Consider the following 16,577-nt stretch of genomic DNA (forward strand, 5'->3'; position numbering starts at 1 on the left):
CGCCCGTCCAAAAAGGACGGGCGGGACGCCCATCCCACTTTCAAGAGTGGAAGTTATTTAATTCTCATTCCTAAGCTGTTCGGCATTTAAAAGACGATTGTAGGGTGCCCAGCGTACAGAAGTGTTTCCCGCATAAGCGCGTAAGTGTTCACTCCTGACGCACCATACAAGCCTCGTTAGTGGTTTAAATGCTCCACAGCTTAGCAGACAAAAACAGCTTTCAACATTCCTTCGTCTCGGTCTGGGTGGAGTTCAAATCCGAGTTTTTTACAGAGGCTCTGCATCTTGTAGTTGCTATTGAGAATGTAGCCGACGATCGCCTCTAATTTCTCTTCCTGACCAATTTGCAACATCCGCCTCAATAATTCTGTTCCCAAACCGCGCTGCTGATAGCTATCGCTAACGATGAGGGCAAATTCGGCTTGGTTTGTGCCGTGGAGTTTGCTCAGACGCGCTATTCCCAAAATCCGGTGTGCTGAGGTTTCCGGGTCTGGACGATCGGCTACTAACACCATTTCGCGATCGTAGTCAATAAAACAAATCCGGGTCAAACGTTCGTGAGCAATGCGGTGCTTTAACTTTACCATGTGAGCGTAGCGCAAATACACGCTCTCTTCGGAAAGTTCTTTGTGGAAGAGCACCATCAGCGGCTCATCTTCTGGGCGAATCGGACGGATGGTGATGGGACGATCGCCCTCCGTTGACCATTTTTGAACGTATTGCGTAGGATAGGGGCGAATCGCCGTTGAAATGGGGTTTTCCGTTGTTTGCAGAACAACACGGGCATCAAGAGCGATCGCACCTTCAGGAGAAACCAACAGCGGATTAATATCAATCTCGGCAATTTGAGGTTGCTCTACAATCAGTTGACTGAAACGAACTAATAACTGTTCGAGTTGTACCAGGTCAATTGCCGATCTGCCGCGCACTCCTTGCAAAGCTTTATAGATGCGAGTTTGCTCCATCATCCGCCGCGCTAAGGTGGTATTTAAAGGCGGAAGTGCGAGCGATCGATCTTGAAAGACTTCCACTAATTGTCCGCCGGAACCAAACAGCATCACCGGCCCAAATTGTGGGTCAATACTGCTACCCAAAATTAGTTCATAGCCTTCCAAATGCACCATCGCCTGCACGGTTACGCCAAGAAACGCTGCAGGATCGATCGCCCGTACCCGCTGGGCGATCGCCTCAAAGGCACTAATTACAGCCTTAGCATCGCCTAAATTTAGTTGGACGCCCCCCACATCGGTTTTGTGAGTAATCGTCTCAGAATGGAGTTTTAGCACCACTGGATAACCGAGGATCTCGGCAATTTCCACAGCTTCGGCCGCACTCGCTGCAATTTCTGTCGCTACGGTGGGAATCCCGTAAGCTGCTAGCAACTGTTTTGATTCGTACTCGGTTAATAGAGTGCGATTGTTTTGACGGGCGGCAGTCAAAATCTTCGCAGCAGTAGCACACCCGGAAGTATCGAGTTCGCAATCAGCGGGGAGAGATGGCGTTTCGTAGATAGCGCGCAGGTTGTATGTGTACCGCCACATATAGTTGAATAACCTGACGGCGGTATCGGGATAAGGGAAAGTCGGAATATTTGCCTGATTGAGAATTTGCGTTCCCGCTGACACTTCCACACCGCCCATCCAGCTTGCTAATAAGGGCTTTCCGAGTTTGCTGTAAGACTTAAGTTTTTCTGCGGTTTGGGTGGGATTTGTCATCGCTTGTGGCGTCAGGATGACCAGCAATCCGTCACTATTGGGATCGGGAGCGACAACTTCTAAAGTTTTGGCGTAAAGATCGCTACTAGCATCGCCCAAAATATCGATCGGGTTGTGATGACTCCACTGAGGTGGCAAAAACTCATCAAGTCGCTGCAGCGTCTCCGGTGCCAAATCTGCCAGGGCACCGCCGTCGCTAATTAAGGCATCAGTGGCGATCGCCCCTGGGCCTCCGGCATTGGTGACGATCGATAGGCGGTTGCCCTGCGGTCGCGGTTGCTTGGCCAGAATTTCTGCCATGTCGAACAAATCGGAAATCGTATGTACGCGCAACGCGCCACAGCGGCGGAAAGCAGCGTTAAGCACGTCATCGCTACCCGTCAAAGCTCCCGTATGGGAAGCGGCGGCTTGGGCGGCGGCGGCGGTACGTCCTACCTTGAGAATGATGATCGGTTTGTCGATCGCCACTGGGCGGGCGGCGGACAGGAACGAACGAGCATCACCCATAGATTCCATGTACAAAACGATACTGTGAGTATGGGGATCGTCCCCGAAATACTCGATCAGATCGCCCCAACCGACATCGAGCATAGAGCCGATCGATACAAAGGCGCTAAAACCGACATTTTCCCCCAAACTCCAGTCGAGAATCGAAGTACAGAGGGCGCCGCTTTGACTGATGAAAGCGACATTACCCGGACGGGCGATCGTACCTGCAAAAGTAGCATTGAGCCCAACCACAGGATTCATCACACCGAGGCAATTTGGGCCGATAATCCGCATTCCGCCCAGACGCGCTTGGGCGAGAACTTGCTGTTCTAAAGCCTCCCCAGCCGCACCAATCTCTTTAAAGCCTGCAGAAACAATAATTGCTCCTTTCACCCCAGCAGCGATACATTCGCGGATCACTTGCGGCACCCCAGCAGCCGGCGTAGCAATCACCGCCAGATCCACTACTTCCGGGACGCTAGCAATGTCAGGATAAGACTTGAGCCCCAAGACGCTGTGGCGCTGCGGATTCACTGGAAAAACTGTGCCGCCAAACGGATTCCGAATCAAGTTCCACAGGAGAGTTCGTCCAACGCTTCCTTCTCTCTCTGTTGCGCCGATTACAGCCACGGAGCGAGGCCGAAAAATCCGATCGAGCGGATGACGCTGTTCTTTCCAAATATCGTGAGCCCGATCGCTCGCAGTGCTTTGATTCATTGAATTTATCTGCATAGTACCCTACTTCAATTAATCAGCAATTAATATTGCTCTGCTTTCGATAACTATCACCGAATCAAATCCGAACTCTTTTTCTGCTTTTTTTCTGCTTTTTCTTCATCTTCTTCGGGTGTTTGCGGTTCCTGAAAAAAAAAATCTCATTGCCCGTTTCCGACACGCCCGCCCTTAAACAACATTTGGGTTGTCTAAGTGTTAGTTCGGGAACCCCTTTGGTCAGAGCTTCCTCAACAATTCACGAGGAGGTTCTGCCTACTATCTATCTTAATTCTTCCCACCAAATTAGCAAGTCAACTTTTGTAACAAATAGCGAACCGGGTATTTAAAATATTGAAATTAAATATATACTAGATATAGTGGTCGAAGCAAAAAAGATCGATCGCTAATAAAAAATTGAGGTGAAAGCAAGCTATGTTTGCAGAATGGCACGGCTTTACTGAAGGCAACTGGACAAACGAAGTCAACGTCAGAGACTTCATCCAAAAGAATTACACCCCCTACGAAGGGAATGCAGAATTTCTCACAGCACCAACCGAAAAAACCCAGCAACTTTGGCAAAAAGTTCTGGAATTAATGAAGCAAGAGCGCGAAAAAGGTGTATTGGATGTTGATACAAAAGTTCCCACATCGATCACGGCTCATGCAGCAGGATACATCGATCGCGACTTAGAACAAATAGTAGGTTTGCAAACAGATCGACCTTTGAAACGCGCGATTATGCCCTTGGGCGGGATTCGCGTTGTCAAGGCCGGTTTAGAAGCTTACGGCTATCAGCTCGACCCGCAAACTGAAGAAATATTTACGAAATATCGCAAAACTCATAACGATGGTGTATTCGATGCTTACACGCGCTCGATGCGTCTGGCGAGACGTTCGGGTATCATCACAGGTTTGCCAGATGCCTACGGACGCGGGCGGATAATTGGTGACTATCGGCGCGTTGCTTTGTACGGCGTCGATCGCCTAATTGAGGATAAAAAAACACAGCAAGAATCACTCGAACTAGACGCGATGGACGAGGGAACAATTCGCTTGCGCGAAGAGTTATCCGAGCAAATTCGGGCATTGTTTGAGTTAAAAGAAATGGCTGCTAGCTACGGCTTTGATATTAGCCGTCCGGCAGCAAATGCACGAGAAGCTGTCCAGTGGCTGTATTTTGGCTACTTGGGAGCAGTGAAAGAACAAAACGGGGCAGCGATGTCTCTCGGCCGCGTATCGACGTTTTTAGACATTTATTTCGAGCGCGATTTACAAAGTGGCGCGAGTTCCGAAGTGGAATTGCAAGAACTGATCGACCATTTTGTAATGAAACTCCGCATGGTGCGGTTTTTGCGAACTCCCGACTATAACGCTCTGTTTTCTGGCGATCCAACTTGGGTAACAGAGGCGATCGGCGGTATCAGCGATGACGGTAGAACATTGGTAACTCGTAACAGTTTCCGATTCTTGCACACCCTGTCAAACCTCGGTACTGCACCCGAACCAAATCTCACCGTTTTGTGGTCGGAAAACTTGCCGGAAAACTTCAAAGAATTCTGTGCGAAGGTATCCAGCGACACAAGTTCTATTCAGTACGAAAACGACGACTTGATGCGTCCTCAATACGGCGATGATTACGCGATCGCCTGTTGTGTTTCCGCCATGCGAATTGGCAAGCAAATGCAGTTTTTCGGCGCGCGAGTTAACTTAGCTAAGACTTTGCTCTATGCGATTAACGGCGGTAAAGATGAGAAGTCCGGCGACCAAATCGCGCCGCAGTTCCCACCGATTACTACCGAATATCTCGATTATGACGAGGTAAGAGCCAGGTTCCGCGACATGATGGCGTGGTTGGCAAAAACGTATATCAATACGTTGAATGTCATTCACTATATGCACGACAAATACTGCTACGAACGCCTGGAAATGGCACTGCACGATCGCGATGTTTACCGGACAATGGCCTGCGGAATTGCCGGATTGTCGGTGGTGGCGGACTCCCTGTCGGCGATTAAAAACGCTAAAGTTAAGGTGCTTCGCAACGAGCAAGGTTTGGCAGTGGATTACTCGATCGAAGGAGAATATCCCAAATATGGCAATAATGACGATCGCGTAGACAGTATAGCCATCGAACTTGTGCAAAGCTTCATGAACGAAATTCGCCAGCACAAAACCTACCGCGGCGCTGTAGCGACTCAATCGGTACTCACAATTACCTCTAACGTAGTTTACGGCAAAAAAACTGGTAGCACTCCCGACGGACGTAAAGCCGGCGAACCCTTTGCTCCCGGTGCTAACCCGATGCACGGCCGAGATTCCTGTGGGGCGATCGCATCCTTATCTTCTGTAGCCAAACTGCCTTACAGTGATTGTCAAGATGGCATATCGAATACTTTTTCGATTCTACCGCAAGCCTTGGGCAGAATGGAGAGCGATCGGACTAACAACCTAGTTAGTCTTATAGACGGTTACTTCCACGATGGCGGCCATCACATCAATGTTAACGCCCTCGATCGGCAAACATTACTAGATGCGATGGAACATCCAGAAAACTATCCCCAGCTAACAATTCGCGTCTCCGGTTATGCGGTTAATTTCATCAAACTTACCCGCGAACAGCAATTAGATGTGATTAAACGGACTTTCCACGAACGCGTCTAAATCCCAGCAGAAAAAACTCGGCGATTGAAACCGCTCAAGAGTCAAACGAAGTCCGAGCTGAGGGGGACTCAAGAAGCGCCTACATAATTGGTTCTCCATAAGTCTTTTTTCGTCTAGTTTCGCTGTTAAACCATGAGGCCAGATCCCCCCTAACCCCCCTTAAGAAGGGGGGAACAAGAGTATTCTTGAATTCCCCAGACTATCTGGGGATTCAAGGGGAACCGTCCACTTCTCAAAGTCAACCCCTACTCCCCTTTTTAAGGGGGATTTAGGGGGATCGAGCCTCAGCAACCAAACGAACAATCCGCAAGTTTCCCGGCTTAAGTTAACACCGAGATTCCCTCATCTCAAATCCGTTAGCATCGTCCTGTATTCATCTCTCTCTTCTCTTCCTCTGCGTTCTCTGCGTACTCTGCGGTTTAATCATTCCAATGCAACCGGAATTGATATCATCCCTACTCTCAAAATCCTTACCAACAAACAGCAAATTAAATGTCTGGAATTGGTCGCATTCACTCAATCGAAACATTTGGTACAGTAGACGGCCCCGGAATCCGGTTTATCGTCTTCACCCAAGGCTGTCCGTTACGCTGTCTGTACTGTCACAATCCCGACTGTCGCAATTCCCACGATGGTAAAGAAGTAACCGTCGATTATTTAATCGAGCAAATTATAAAATGTAAATCCTACCTACGGAAAGGAGGCGTTACCGTCAGCGGCGGCGAACCATTGATGCAGCCGGATTTTGTCAAAGAAATCTTTACCCGCTGTCATCAAATGGGTTTGCATACAGCGCTGGACACATCAGGCTTCTGTGTTTTAGACGTTGCTAAACCGGTTCTGGAAATGACCGATCTGGTTTTGTTGGACATCAAATCCTACATTCCCGAACTCTATTACAAAGTCACCAATGTTTCCATCGAGCCTACTTTAGCAATGGCCAAATATCTCAGCGAAATTGGCAAACCGACGTGGATTCGCTTCGTTCTAGTTCCTCACCTCACCGATCACATCGAAAACGTAGAAAAATTAGCGGAGTTTATTGCCAATCTGAACAATGTGGAAAAAGTCGAAGTATTACCATTTCATAAAATGGGAGAATACAAATGGGAGCAATTAAAATTGGATTACGAACTCAAGGATACACCTCCAGCTTCACCGGAACTCGTGCAACAAACAGTTGATATTTTTCGCAGTCGCGGGGTCAATGCGATCGGAGCTAGCGGTATATAATAATTAAAAGGCCACGTTCACAAGTCACCCACAATCTTGAAATTATCTGCGTCGATCTGCAGGTTCCCTACCAATCAAAGATTGAGGCAATAATTTTTCCGAAATCCACATCACGAAAAATCACATGAAAGTTACCAATTTAGAAGAATTAGAAGTCCTAATTCAAAAAGTAAAAGCAGCCCAAGCTGAGTTTGCCACCTACACTCAAGAACAAGTCGATCGCATATTCAAGCAAGTAGCTTTAGCCGCTAATGCCGCCCGCATTCCCTTAGCCAAAGCAGCAGTCAAAGAATCGGGAATGGGAGTCATCGAAGATAAGGCAATCAAAAATCATTTTGCCTCGGAAATGATTTACAACAAATATAAAAACGACAAGACTTGTGGTATCATCGAGTCCGATCGGCATTTTGGCTACGAACGCATTGCCGAACCAGTGGGATTGCTAGCGGGAATCGTTCCTGTAACTAACCCGACTTCCACCACCATCTTTAAGTCATTAATCGTGCTCAAGACGAGAAATGGCATTATATTTTCGCCCCATCCCCGCGCCAAATCCTGCACGGCTGCGGCGGCAAAAATCCTCCTCGATGCTGCTGTAGCAGCCGGCGCACCACCGGATATTATTGGGTGGATTGATGAGCCAACTGTGCCACTTTCCCAAGCTTTGATGCAGCACCCCGATATCAAACTAATTTTGGCAACTGGCGGGCCGGGAATGGTAAAAGCTGCCTACTCTTCAGGACATCCCTCCCTCGGTGTCGGCGCTGGAAATACTCCCGCCATCATCGATGAAACCGCTCACATCCAAATGGCTGTCAGCTCAATTTTGCTCAGCAAAACTTTCGACAACGGCACGATTTGTGCTTCGGAACAATCGGTAGTTGTTGTGGATGAGGTGTACGATGCCGTGCAACTGGAATTTATCAAGCGCGGTGCTTATTTCCTGAATGCTGAAGAACGAGAAAAAGTGCGGCGGGTAATCTTAATTGATGGTCGATTGAATGCCGAAATAGTCGGACAATCGGTGCAAAAGGTGGCGCAGATTGCGGGTTTTGTAGTGCCGTCAAACATCAGGGTTTTGATTGGAGAAGTGGATACGATAGGTAAAGAAGAACCCTTTGCTTGTGAAAAACTTTCGCCGATTCTCGCCATGTACCGCGCCAAGGACTTTACTGAAGCAGTAGACAAAGCTGAAGCGCTGATAATTTTTGGCGGACACGGACATACTTCTGTACTCTACACCGCCCCCCACAATCAGGAACACATTCGTTATTTTGAAAGCAAATTAGAGACTTCGCGGGTGCTGATTAATACGCCTTCTTCTCAAGGTGCGATCGGCGATTTGTACAATTTCCGCCTCGATCCCTCCCTTACCCTCGGTTGCGGTAGCTGGGGCGATAATTCGATTTCTGTCAACGTGACACCCCATCACCTGCTCAATATCAAAACCGTAGCAGAGCGACGCGAGAATATGCTCTGGTTCCGCATTCCTCCCAAGATTTATTTTAAGTCGGGTTGTCTTCCTGTAGCTTTGAGGGATCTTGCAGGTAAGAAACGTGCTTTGATTGTGACGGATAAACCATTGTTTGAATTGGGATTGACTAAGGAAGTCACAGAGAGTTTGGAAGAAATCGGCATCGATCACTACACATTTTACGATGTGGAACCCGATCCTTCGCTGGCTACTGTTCGCAAAGGTTTAGAAATCTGCAATAGTTTCCATCCAGATGTGATTATTGCTTTTGGTGGTGGCTCGCCGATGGATGCTGCTAAAGTAATGTGGCTGATGTATGAGCATCCAGAAATTGAGTTTGAAGGATTGGCGATGCGGTTTATGGATATCCGCAAGCGGGTATACGAACTGCCGCCTTTGGGTTCAAAGGCAATTATGGTGGCAATTCCAACTACTTCGGGAACGGGTTCGGAAGTCACGCCTTTTGCGGTTGTTACGGATGAACGATCGGGGATTAAGTATCCGCTGGCAGATTATGCTCTGACTCCGAGTATGGCGATCGTCGATCCAGAACTTACGCTGAATATGCCCCGGAAACTGACTGCTTACGGCGGCATTGATGCGCTAACCCACGCTTTAGAAGCTTATGTTTCTGTGTTGGCTTCTGAGTATACAAATGGTTTGGCTTTAGAAGCGATTCGTTTGCTGTTTAAATACCTGCCCAGCGCTTACAAAAATGGTGCCAACGATCCGAAAGCGCGGGAGAAAGTACATTATGCTGCTACGATCGCCGGCATGGCATTTGCCAACTCTTTTCTGGGGGTTTGTCACTCAGTAGCTCACCAATTAGGTGCAACTTGCCACGTCCCTCACGGTTTAGCGAATGCGCTGATGATTTCCCATGTAATTCGCTACAATGCAACGGATGTTCCGTTCAAACAAGCGATTTTTTCTCAAAACAAGTATCCTAACAGCAAGTGGCGTTATGCTCGAATTGCAGACTATCTGAATTTGGGCGGCGATACCGAAGATGAAAAAGTTGAGAAGTTGATCGCAGCGGTGGAAGCTCTGAAGCGTGAGGTAGATATTCCTAGCACGATTCAGGAGGCGATCGCCAGTCAGGGAATGAGTGATGATTTCTTCTTTGCTCGCGTTGAGGAAATGGCCGATCGAGCTTTTGACGATCAGTGTACCGGAGCGAACCCCCGCTATCCGCTGATTGAAGATTTAAAGCAACTTCTGGTGCAAGCGTATTCTGACGGCGACACTTCCGATCTCAATCGAGTGTTAACTTTAGTGTAATCGGCGCGGTGCCATAGATTTCTCCTCAAAAGCCTGTCAATGGGGGGCAGGATACCTAACTCCTACTCCCCACAGTTTCTGGAGAAATCTAACGCAGGGCCCGGTGGTGAAAATAAACCCCGAAGCGGATCAAAATACCAAGTAGGGGTTGAAAAAATATGAAATTGTGTTATAATTTTAGAGGTAACTTTTTTACGAATTTTGTAGTTTTAGTGGCTGTTCGCGCGATGACCTCTTCACCAACCATAGCACCCGTTCGATCGAGTCAAGTTACCCGCAAACCTTATCCCAACTATCGGGTAATAGTCCTCAACGACGATTTCAACACATTTCAGCACGTTGTGGAATGTTTGACGAAATACATTCCAGGGATGACGAGCGATCGAGCTTGGAAACTCGCCAACCAAATCCACCACGAAGGCCAAGCCACCGTGTGGGTTGGCCCGCAAGAGCAAGCAGAACTTTATCATATGCAATTGAGCCGTGCTGGACTGACAATGGCTCCGCTAGAGTCTACTTGAAAAGTGTCTAGAGGGCCGAAAGTTCGATCGTTTTTCGCTAATTAATCTGAAATTGAACGCAGATTGGGATTTAAGAGGCGATCGTGATTTTGCCAATCATCCCCGCCTCTGTATGTCCGGCTACCGTACAGCGCAGGTTGTAGGTTCCCGATTTCATCGGCACAAACACCCATTCTGCCATAGCGCCCGGTTTAAGTTCTAGTTCGTGAATCGCTCCTTTAATTTCCACTTTCCCAGCTTCAACTTTTTGAGTCCAACTCGCATCAGCAAAGTTTTTAGCAGTAAAATAATGTTTCTGCGAACTGGGATTTTTTAGCACTAATTTATAGCGCTTGCCCGATTCAAATTCTAGCAGATTGGGAAAGAATTTGAGTTCCCCAGCTTCGTTACCTAAACTAACAGTAATTTCGGTAACAGGTTGGCGAGACAAATCACCGGCAGCACTAGCAATTGTCGCTGGCATCAAGATTGTGCTCAAACATAAAATTAGTCCCAAAATCACCTTGAAAGTTTTTTGTAACCCCTGGCTGCGGTAGAATTTGCCTAATTGCCAACCGAGTAAATTGATCATGGCTGTTCTGACTACTGTTAACTATTAACTGACTAATGACTAATGACAACTGACAACTGACAACTGACTACTGACTACTGACTACTGACTAATGACTTAATTCGATCGCCAAACTTCATCCCAAGGCCCGCCCCCAACTTCCAAACCCGATAAAGAGCTTTGAGCCTCTAAGATAATTCTAGAACGCTGCTTGCCATTTTTTTCCACATTTCCCCCCAACAACTCTCGCAGTTGCAAGCGCAATTCACCGTGCGTCGTATCCCGGCAGCAAAAAGCCATGCCTTTTTCGGTAGGAGTTCGCACATAACTACCAGGAATGTTTGTAGTGCCAATCAACTCAACTTCAAACTGACTGTTTCTAGCCTGCATTTTCCAGCTTCCCCAAGGTTCAATAGTCCAACTAACTTGCGAATTCCAAGGCACAAATTCGTAAAATTTGCCTCGGTAATGCAGACCAATCATTGCTACCGATTCCATCCACCACAGCACGCCCCGCTTGCCACCACCTGCGGTTAAAGCTAAATCATTTTCGCCTTGAAAACAATTGCAATTAATCCAAAACCACTTTTGCGGAAAAGCACCGCCCCAGTTTTTTTCGCTGTAAGCGGGAGCATCTTTAAATTCGTAGCGATCGCCATTCCAATCGATCCAGCCCGTGGCTAAACCGTGAGCCATTAAAATTTGCCATCCAGGCTCAAAAACGGGCAGTAAAGATAGCATTCCTGCGGTAGATTTCTGGATTTCTTCAGAGTTTCCCCAGCCATAGATAGGTTGAATTTCGTACTGCCAAAAACAGTGGCTGCCGCTTCCCGGATCGTGCAAATAACCTTGATTTAAAGTAGCAGTAGCTTGATAGCCTTCTTCGACGCTGCTGTCGAATACTGCCGGCTCTAAATATTGGGGTTTAATTTGTAAATCTGTTTTGCCCCAATGTCCGAAACCTAAGCTTTCTCTGTGCGCCCAAAACTTATTTACATCTGGAAAGGTGCGACACAAATAGCTATCTTTCGGACCGAGAATCTGAGCTGCACCGCCACTGTAAGGTTGACCGCCTCTGGGGTCTTCGATGGAATACATGAATGCAAAGGATTGTCCGTGAATCGGTAATGTTATTCGGTAGTACCAGCCTTCAAAAAAGCGGCGTGAACTACCGTCCCAGTGGTAGCCACTGTGGGGAGTTTCAAGAGTTTTGAGTTTTGAGAGTGAATTTGACATAGAATTACCAATAGCATGACAGGGAATTCACGGATAACTGTTTCTTCCTTCTTCCTTCTTCCTTCTTCCTTCCTTTATGTCTCTAGCACTTTGGCGATCGCCCTTAGCTCGTGCCCTCCACCGCAACCGCAGTCTTGCTTTTGCCCGTTACTTGCAACTAGCAACTGTTCGGGCTACCGGGCGTCCGGCTAACCGCACTGTGGTGTTTCGAGGCTTTTTAGCAGATACTAATCAGTTAAAGTTTATTACAGATATTCGCAGTGAAAAGGCTGAGGAGATTAATCTCTATCCTTGGGGGGAAATTTGCTGGTATTTCCCGAAAACTCGCGAACAATTTCGGATTGCTGGAAAGCTAGTTTTGGTAGGGGCAGATTATCCAGATGCCCAGTTGTGTTCATCGCGGTGCACAACTTGGCAGGAGCTTTCTGAGGCGGCTAGATCGCAGTTTGCTTGGCCTCATCCGGGGGATGACAAAGCCGAGGCTAGTGCTTTTGATTCTGCTTCCCCAGATGCGATCGAGCCGCTGCCTAATTTTTGCTTGCTGTTGTTGGAACCGGAAACGGTGGATTTGTTGGAGTTGCGGGGGGAACCGCAAAACCGATCGCTTTATCGGCGCGACGGGGAGGGAAATTGGTCTGTGCGATCGGTTAATCCTTGAAAAAGAAGTCAACCGATTTTAGATTTTAGATTTTAGATTTTAGATTGAAGAAAGCGACTCCACTGATAAATCTGGGTAGTCATTAGTCAGTGATTATTGGTTATTGGTTATTTGTTACCAATAACCTTCCAGGCCCCATTGCCAATTCCCTGTTTGGCCAATTCCCTGTTTGGCCAATTCAAATTTTAGATGCCGCTGCCGTCGAAAAATTCTTGAATTGCTTTATCTTTTAACTTGCAGCTAGGGGTTGTAACTAGCTGTGTTTTTTCGGCTACGGCTACATTGCTGGCTTGGTTTAAAGCTTCTGATACTGAGTGGAAATTGTGGGAAGTGGGATCAGAAGTTAAGGAGACAGATGGTTGAGGAACCAAACTTTTTACTTGCTGTTCGAGGGATTCGATACGATCGAGCAAAGAGCGAATTACCACAGCTTCCGAATCCGGCAAACTGCCGTGTTCTAGGGGATTGACGCGCACTCCCGATCGATAGACGATGCGGCCGGGAATCCCTACCACTGTGCAGTCAGATGGTACGTCGCGGAGTACGACGGAACCGGCGCCGATGCGGACGTTATTGCCAATTTGCAGATTGCCGAGTACCTTGGCGCCGGCACCGACAACTACGTTTTCGCCGACTGTAGGGTGACGCTTGCCGCTTTGTTTGCCAGTACCGCCTAGGGTGACACCTTGGTAAATTAGGGCAAAATCGCCGATAATCGCTGTTTCGCCGATCACAACCCCCATACCGTGGTCGATGAAGACGCTTTTGCCGATGGTTGCCCCTGGGTGGATTTCAATTCCGGTCAAAAAGCGAGCTATGTGGGAAATCAAGCGGGGGATGAAGGGAAGTCCCAACACGTAAAGCCAGTGTGCGAGGCGGTGCAGCACTAGGGCTTGAAGACCGGGGTAGCAAAACAAAACTTCCAGCCAGTTGCGAGCTGCAGGGTCGCGATCGAAAATTATACTGAAGTCAGCTCTAAGAGTCTTTAGCACTTTCGGAGTTACCTATTTTGGTTAAACACGCCACTTTCGATTTTACATTTTACTGGATGGGGAAGTGAGCGGTCGATCGGGAGATTGGGGGATATGACGGAGTGGAACCGTGGGAGAGTGGGAGATTGGGGGAGAATTTGATGATATTTTATTGTCTCCATCCAACAGCGCCGCTGCGTTCTATTCCTGTACTGAGATTGTATAGTTAGACTTGACTCCGGGTTCGACAGTACCTACCCAAATCCTGTAAGAGCCTGCTTGCCAGTCAGAATCAAGTATGCCAGCATCTTTATTCTGACCTATATCGTCTCCGCAGCGCACCGCATTACCGGGGCCTTGTACGAGTAAGGTTGTGTCCTTGCCTCCGCTGTTGATTTGGAGTGTGAGTTTTGAAAAGTTTTGCTGCAAGACTATGATGTGGTCGGGAGTTGGGGTGGCAAAACCCAAACATTTGTTTTTGTGGCGATCGGCGTTGGCTATGGCAGATAGAGAGTAGGATCCGCCTGTGGAACCTCTCAAAACTGCTGTTGGGGCTGCAAAACCTCGCGATAAACTTAAAGTGCCGAAATTGGCTGTTTCTGCTAAAACTGGTAGGGCGACGATCGCCGCGATCGCACCCAAGAGCGCACCGTTTTTGAAATTGGCTCCCTGATTAAACAACATGGCCATACTCCTGGCGTCACAACTTAAAATCACAACTCAGAATTTACCCATCGCAGCCCCTGGAATACAAACTATGGAGGAAGAATAATTTTTTTTAAATTAGTTCAACACCTCCTGGCTTATCTTCCTTATGTCTATCAGGACAATCCCTCTACGATCGCGCTCGCTTGTGCCACTCGGATTTCTGCCACAGGCGATCCACTCATATCCGAAATTGTACGGTGTCAGGATGATAAATTTGATACTTCTAGCCTTGCTGTTGGCCCTCGGTTCCCTATTGACACAGGTCTTGGTATTGTTACCTATAGGTCTATCTGGCTGGCTCCACCTGCCTAATTGGCTGAGCCTGACCTTGATTTTTCTGGCTATTTCTTGGTGCTTGGGGGATTAGTAAGCAGTCATGAGTTAATTAGTGATTAGTCAATAGCTAACGCTCAATCATTCCGCTTCCCCCAAGGGTCAAGGCCCGATCGCCCCGGTCTGATGATGTATACTTCACAATTGACAATTCAAGAATCTAAAATCTAGGATTTGACATCTACCTATAGAATGATGCAACGACAAGTTTATTCGATCTCAGCATTTCACTCTCCTGACAAAAGCCTGGGGGAAACTCCTAAAAAACAGGATCGTCCGATACACCGGGCGATCGTGTTAATGCTGGTGGCAACAGGTTTGCTGGGCCTGCACGCTAGTCGGCTGGTGGAATTGCAACTGATACAAGGGAAGCAACACCGGGAACGAGCCGAAAACAATCGCGTTCGCCTAGTGCCCATGCCGGCGAATCGCGGACACATTATCGATCGCAAAGGCAAGTTGCTAGCTGCAAACAATTTAGCTCGATCGGTATATTTGTGGCCGAAAGAACAAACGCCGGAACAGTGGAAAGTGACAGCAGAAAAGTTGAGTCCGCTGGTTAAAATTCCAGCAAAAGAAATTTTAAAAAAAATAAAAGAGGTCGATCCTCAATCCTATAGACCGGTGCGGCTCAAGCAAGCAATGCCGCCAGAGGTGTTCGTGCCACTAGCAGAAGAGGTGGGACAAATGCGGGGAGTGGAAGTGCGGCCAGAAGCGAACCGCTACTATCCCGAAGGCAGTTTGGCATCTCACGCGATCGGATATATCGGCGAAGCTACCGCAGCCGACTTGGAAGCTCATCCTGAATATCCGATGGGGATGATTGTCGGTCAAATGGGCATAGAAGCGAGCTCTAACGAGAAGATTGCGGGAGTGTGGGGCGATCGGCTGATCGAAGTAAATGCCCAAAATGAAGAATTGCGGCTGATGGGAGAGACACCGCCCAAACCCGGTGAGGCGGTGCAGCTAACCATAGACTTGTCCATGCAAAAAGCAGCCGAAAAAGCCCTGGGGAACCGCCGGGGAGCAGTAGTGGCGCTGGATGTCAACACCGGGGCGGTATTAGTTATGGCCAGCCACCCGACTTTTGACCCCAATCTGTTTACGCGAAAAATCACTAAGGATGAGTGGAAAACTCTTCAAGATCCGGAAAATCCATTTTTGAATCGGGCCACGCAGGGCTATCCCCCCGGTAGCACCTTTAAAATTGTGACTTCCGTCGCGGCCCTGGAGTCGGGCAAATTTTCGCCGGACTCAATTCTCGGTACTTCGTCTTACATTACTGTGGGGGGAATTGATTTTAACGAACACAGTGGCGGTTTCGGCGACATCGGCTTTCGGGATGCTTTGGCTTTCAGCAGCAATACGTTTTTTTATCAATTGGGGATTAGTACCGGGCCGGAGCAAATTTCTAAGTGGGGACAGCGCTTGGGAATTGGCAAGGATACGGATTTGAATCTTTTGGGGCTAGGCGGTGGCGATTACGGTCAAATCCCGACGCCGGAGGAGAAGGAGAAACTTTATAAAGAACCTTGGTATGCGGGTGATACGGTAACGATGTCGATCGGGCAGGGGTTGGTGTTGATGACTCCTTTGGAGGGGGCGGTAATGGTGAGTTCGATCGCTAATGGGGGTTATCGCGTGAAGCCTCATCTTTTGACTTCTATGACCGGCACAGCGGAGACTCAACGGGTACATACGGGGATGAAACCTTCAACAGTTCAGGTGATTAAGGAAGGACTGATCGCGGTAGTTGCCGAGGGTACTGGACAGGGATTGAATGACGGTTCGATTCCGCTGACGGCGGGCAAAACAGGGACTTCGGAGGTCATCGGACAGGAGGATCACTCTTTGTATGTCGCCTTCGGGCCCGCCCAGAAGCCGGAAATTGCGATCGCCGTGGTTGTGGAAAATGGCGGTTATGGTTCTGTTGCCGCCGCCCCGATCGCCAAAGAGGTATTTCAAGCTTATTTTGGGCCACAGAAAAATGTGAAGCAGCCAGTAGTTATTAGTCCTTAGTCCTTAGTCCTTAG

Annotated in this window: 11 protein-coding genes; 6 read left to right on the plus strand and 5 right to left on the minus strand. The window is 48.2% G+C overall.

From position 1 onward, the window contains the following. Positions 1 to 200: 200 nt before the first annotated feature. A complete protein-coding gene (locus QUA88_RS00005) occupies positions 201 to 2,921 on the minus strand; it encodes a bifunctional acetate--CoA ligase family protein/GNAT family N-acetyltransferase (RefSeq protein ID WP_333052437.1) in 2,721 nt (906 codons plus the stop codon). 429 nt (positions 2,922 to 3,350) lie between these two features. Here QUA88_RS00005 and pflB point away from each other — a divergent pair, with 429 nt between their 5' ends. The 4 genes from pflB to clpS all read left to right on the plus strand — a co-directional run bounded on the left by pflB (position 3,351) and on the right by clpS (position 10,088). After that, positions 3,351 to 5,579 carry a formate C-acetyltransferase gene (gene pflB, locus QUA88_RS00010; protein ID WP_333052440.1) on the plus strand — a complete coding sequence of 743 codons (2,229 nt, stop codon included), beginning with the start codon at positions 3,351 to 3,353 and terminating at the stop codon, positions 5,577 to 5,579. Between the two features lie 492 nt (positions 5,580 to 6,071). Continuing rightward, positions 6,072 to 6,812: a pyruvate formate-lyase-activating protein gene (gene pflA / locus QUA88_RS00015; RefSeq protein WP_333052442.1), complete on the plus strand. Its 741-nt coding sequence runs from the start codon at positions 6,072 to 6,074 to the stop codon at positions 6,810 to 6,812. A gap of 124 nt (positions 6,813 to 6,936) precedes the next feature. Further along, positions 6,937 to 9,567, plus strand: coding sequence for a bifunctional acetaldehyde-CoA/alcohol dehydrogenase (adhE, locus tag QUA88_RS00020; RefSeq protein ID WP_333052445.1), 2,631 nt, complete (start codon positions 6,937 to 6,939; stop codon positions 9,565 to 9,567). Positions 9,568 to 9,794: 227 nt separating this feature from the next. Continuing rightward, positions 9,795 to 10,088: an ATP-dependent Clp protease adapter ClpS gene (gene clpS / locus QUA88_RS00025; protein ID WP_172185659.1), complete on the plus strand. Its 294-nt coding sequence runs from the start codon at positions 9,795 to 9,797 to the stop codon at positions 10,086 to 10,088. Positions 10,089 to 10,158: 70 nt separating this feature from the next. Here clpS and QUA88_RS00030 read toward each other — a convergent pair whose 3' ends face one another. Beyond that, complete coding sequence (locus QUA88_RS00030) at positions 10,159 to 10,659, minus strand: plastocyanin/azurin family copper-binding protein (protein WP_333052448.1); 501 nt, start codon at positions 10,657 to 10,659, stop codon at positions 10,159 to 10,161. A gap of 96 nt (positions 10,660 to 10,755) precedes the next feature. After that, on the minus strand, positions 10,756 to 11,874 hold the full coding sequence (locus QUA88_RS00035) for a tocopherol cyclase family protein (RefSeq protein ID WP_333052451.1): 1,119 nt from the start codon (positions 11,872 to 11,874) through the stop codon (positions 10,756 to 10,758). A 76-nt stretch (positions 11,875 to 11,950) separates the two neighbouring features. Here QUA88_RS00035 and QUA88_RS00040 point away from each other — a divergent pair, with 76 nt between their 5' ends. After that, positions 11,951 to 12,532 (plus strand): Npun_F5749 family FMN-dependent PPOX-type flavoprotein, encoded by a 582-nt coding sequence (locus QUA88_RS00040; protein WP_333052453.1) that lies wholly within the window; start codon positions 11,951 to 11,953, stop codon positions 12,530 to 12,532. A 185-nt stretch (positions 12,533 to 12,717) separates the two neighbouring features. On the opposite strand, the gene cysE is transcribed toward QUA88_RS00040, so the two are convergent. Continuing rightward, complete coding sequence (gene cysE, locus QUA88_RS00045) at positions 12,718 to 13,524, minus strand: serine O-acetyltransferase (protein WP_333052456.1); 807 nt, start codon at positions 13,522 to 13,524, stop codon at positions 12,718 to 12,720. 180 nt (positions 13,525 to 13,704) lie between these two features. After that, a complete protein-coding gene (locus QUA88_RS00050) occupies positions 13,705 to 14,187 on the minus strand; it encodes a hypothetical protein (RefSeq protein ID WP_333052459.1) in 483 nt (160 codons plus the stop codon). 549 nt (positions 14,188 to 14,736) lie between these two features. Here QUA88_RS00050 and mrdA point away from each other — a divergent pair. Further along, complete coding sequence (gene mrdA, locus QUA88_RS00055; protein WP_333052688.1) at positions 14,737 to 16,563, plus strand: penicillin-binding protein 2; 1,827 nt, start codon at positions 14,737 to 14,739, stop codon at positions 16,561 to 16,563. The last annotated feature ends 14 nt before the right edge of the window (positions 16,564 to 16,577 follow it).

The sequence above is a fragment of the Microcoleus sp. D3_18_C2 genome, assembly GCF_036702395.1.
Classification (GTDB): Bacteria; Cyanobacteriota; Cyanobacteriia; order Cyanobacteriales; family Microcoleaceae; genus Microcoleus.

What these genes read in the sequence shown, in the direction of transcription:
- mrdA (WP_333052688.1), top strand. Translation starts at nt 14,737, where the DNA reads ATGATGCAACGACAAGTTTATTCGATCTCAGCATTTCACTCTCCTGAC.
- adhE (WP_333052445.1), top strand. Translation starts at nt 6,937, where the DNA reads ATGAAAGTTACCAATTTAGAAGAATTAGAAGTCCTAATTCAAAAAGTA.
- clpS (WP_172185659.1), top strand. Translation starts at nt 9,795, where the DNA reads ATGACCTCTTCACCAACCATAGCACCCGTTCGATCGAGTCAAGTTACC.
- QUA88_RS00050 (WP_333052459.1), bottom strand. Translation starts at nt 14,187, where the DNA reads ATGTTGTTTAATCAGGGAGCCAATTTCAAAAACGGTGCGCTCTTGGGT.
- QUA88_RS00040 (WP_333052453.1), top strand. Translation starts at nt 11,951, where the DNA reads ATGTCTCTAGCACTTTGGCGATCGCCCTTAGCTCGTGCCCTCCACCGC.
- pflA (WP_333052442.1), top strand. Translation starts at nt 6,072, where the DNA reads ATGTCTGGAATTGGTCGCATTCACTCAATCGAAACATTTGGTACAGTA.
- QUA88_RS00030 (WP_333052448.1), bottom strand. Translation starts at nt 10,659, where the DNA reads ATGATCAATTTACTCGGTTGGCAATTAGGCAAATTCTACCGCAGCCAG.
- pflB (WP_333052440.1), top strand. Translation starts at nt 3,351, where the DNA reads ATGTTTGCAGAATGGCACGGCTTTACTGAAGGCAACTGGACAAACGAA.
- QUA88_RS00005 (WP_333052437.1), bottom strand. Translation starts at nt 2,921, where the DNA reads ATGAATCAAAGCACTGCGAGCGATCGGGCTCACGATATTTGGAAAGAA.
- QUA88_RS00035 (WP_333052451.1), bottom strand. Translation starts at nt 11,874, where the DNA reads ATGTCAAATTCACTCTCAAAACTCAAAACTCTTGAAACTCCCCACAGT.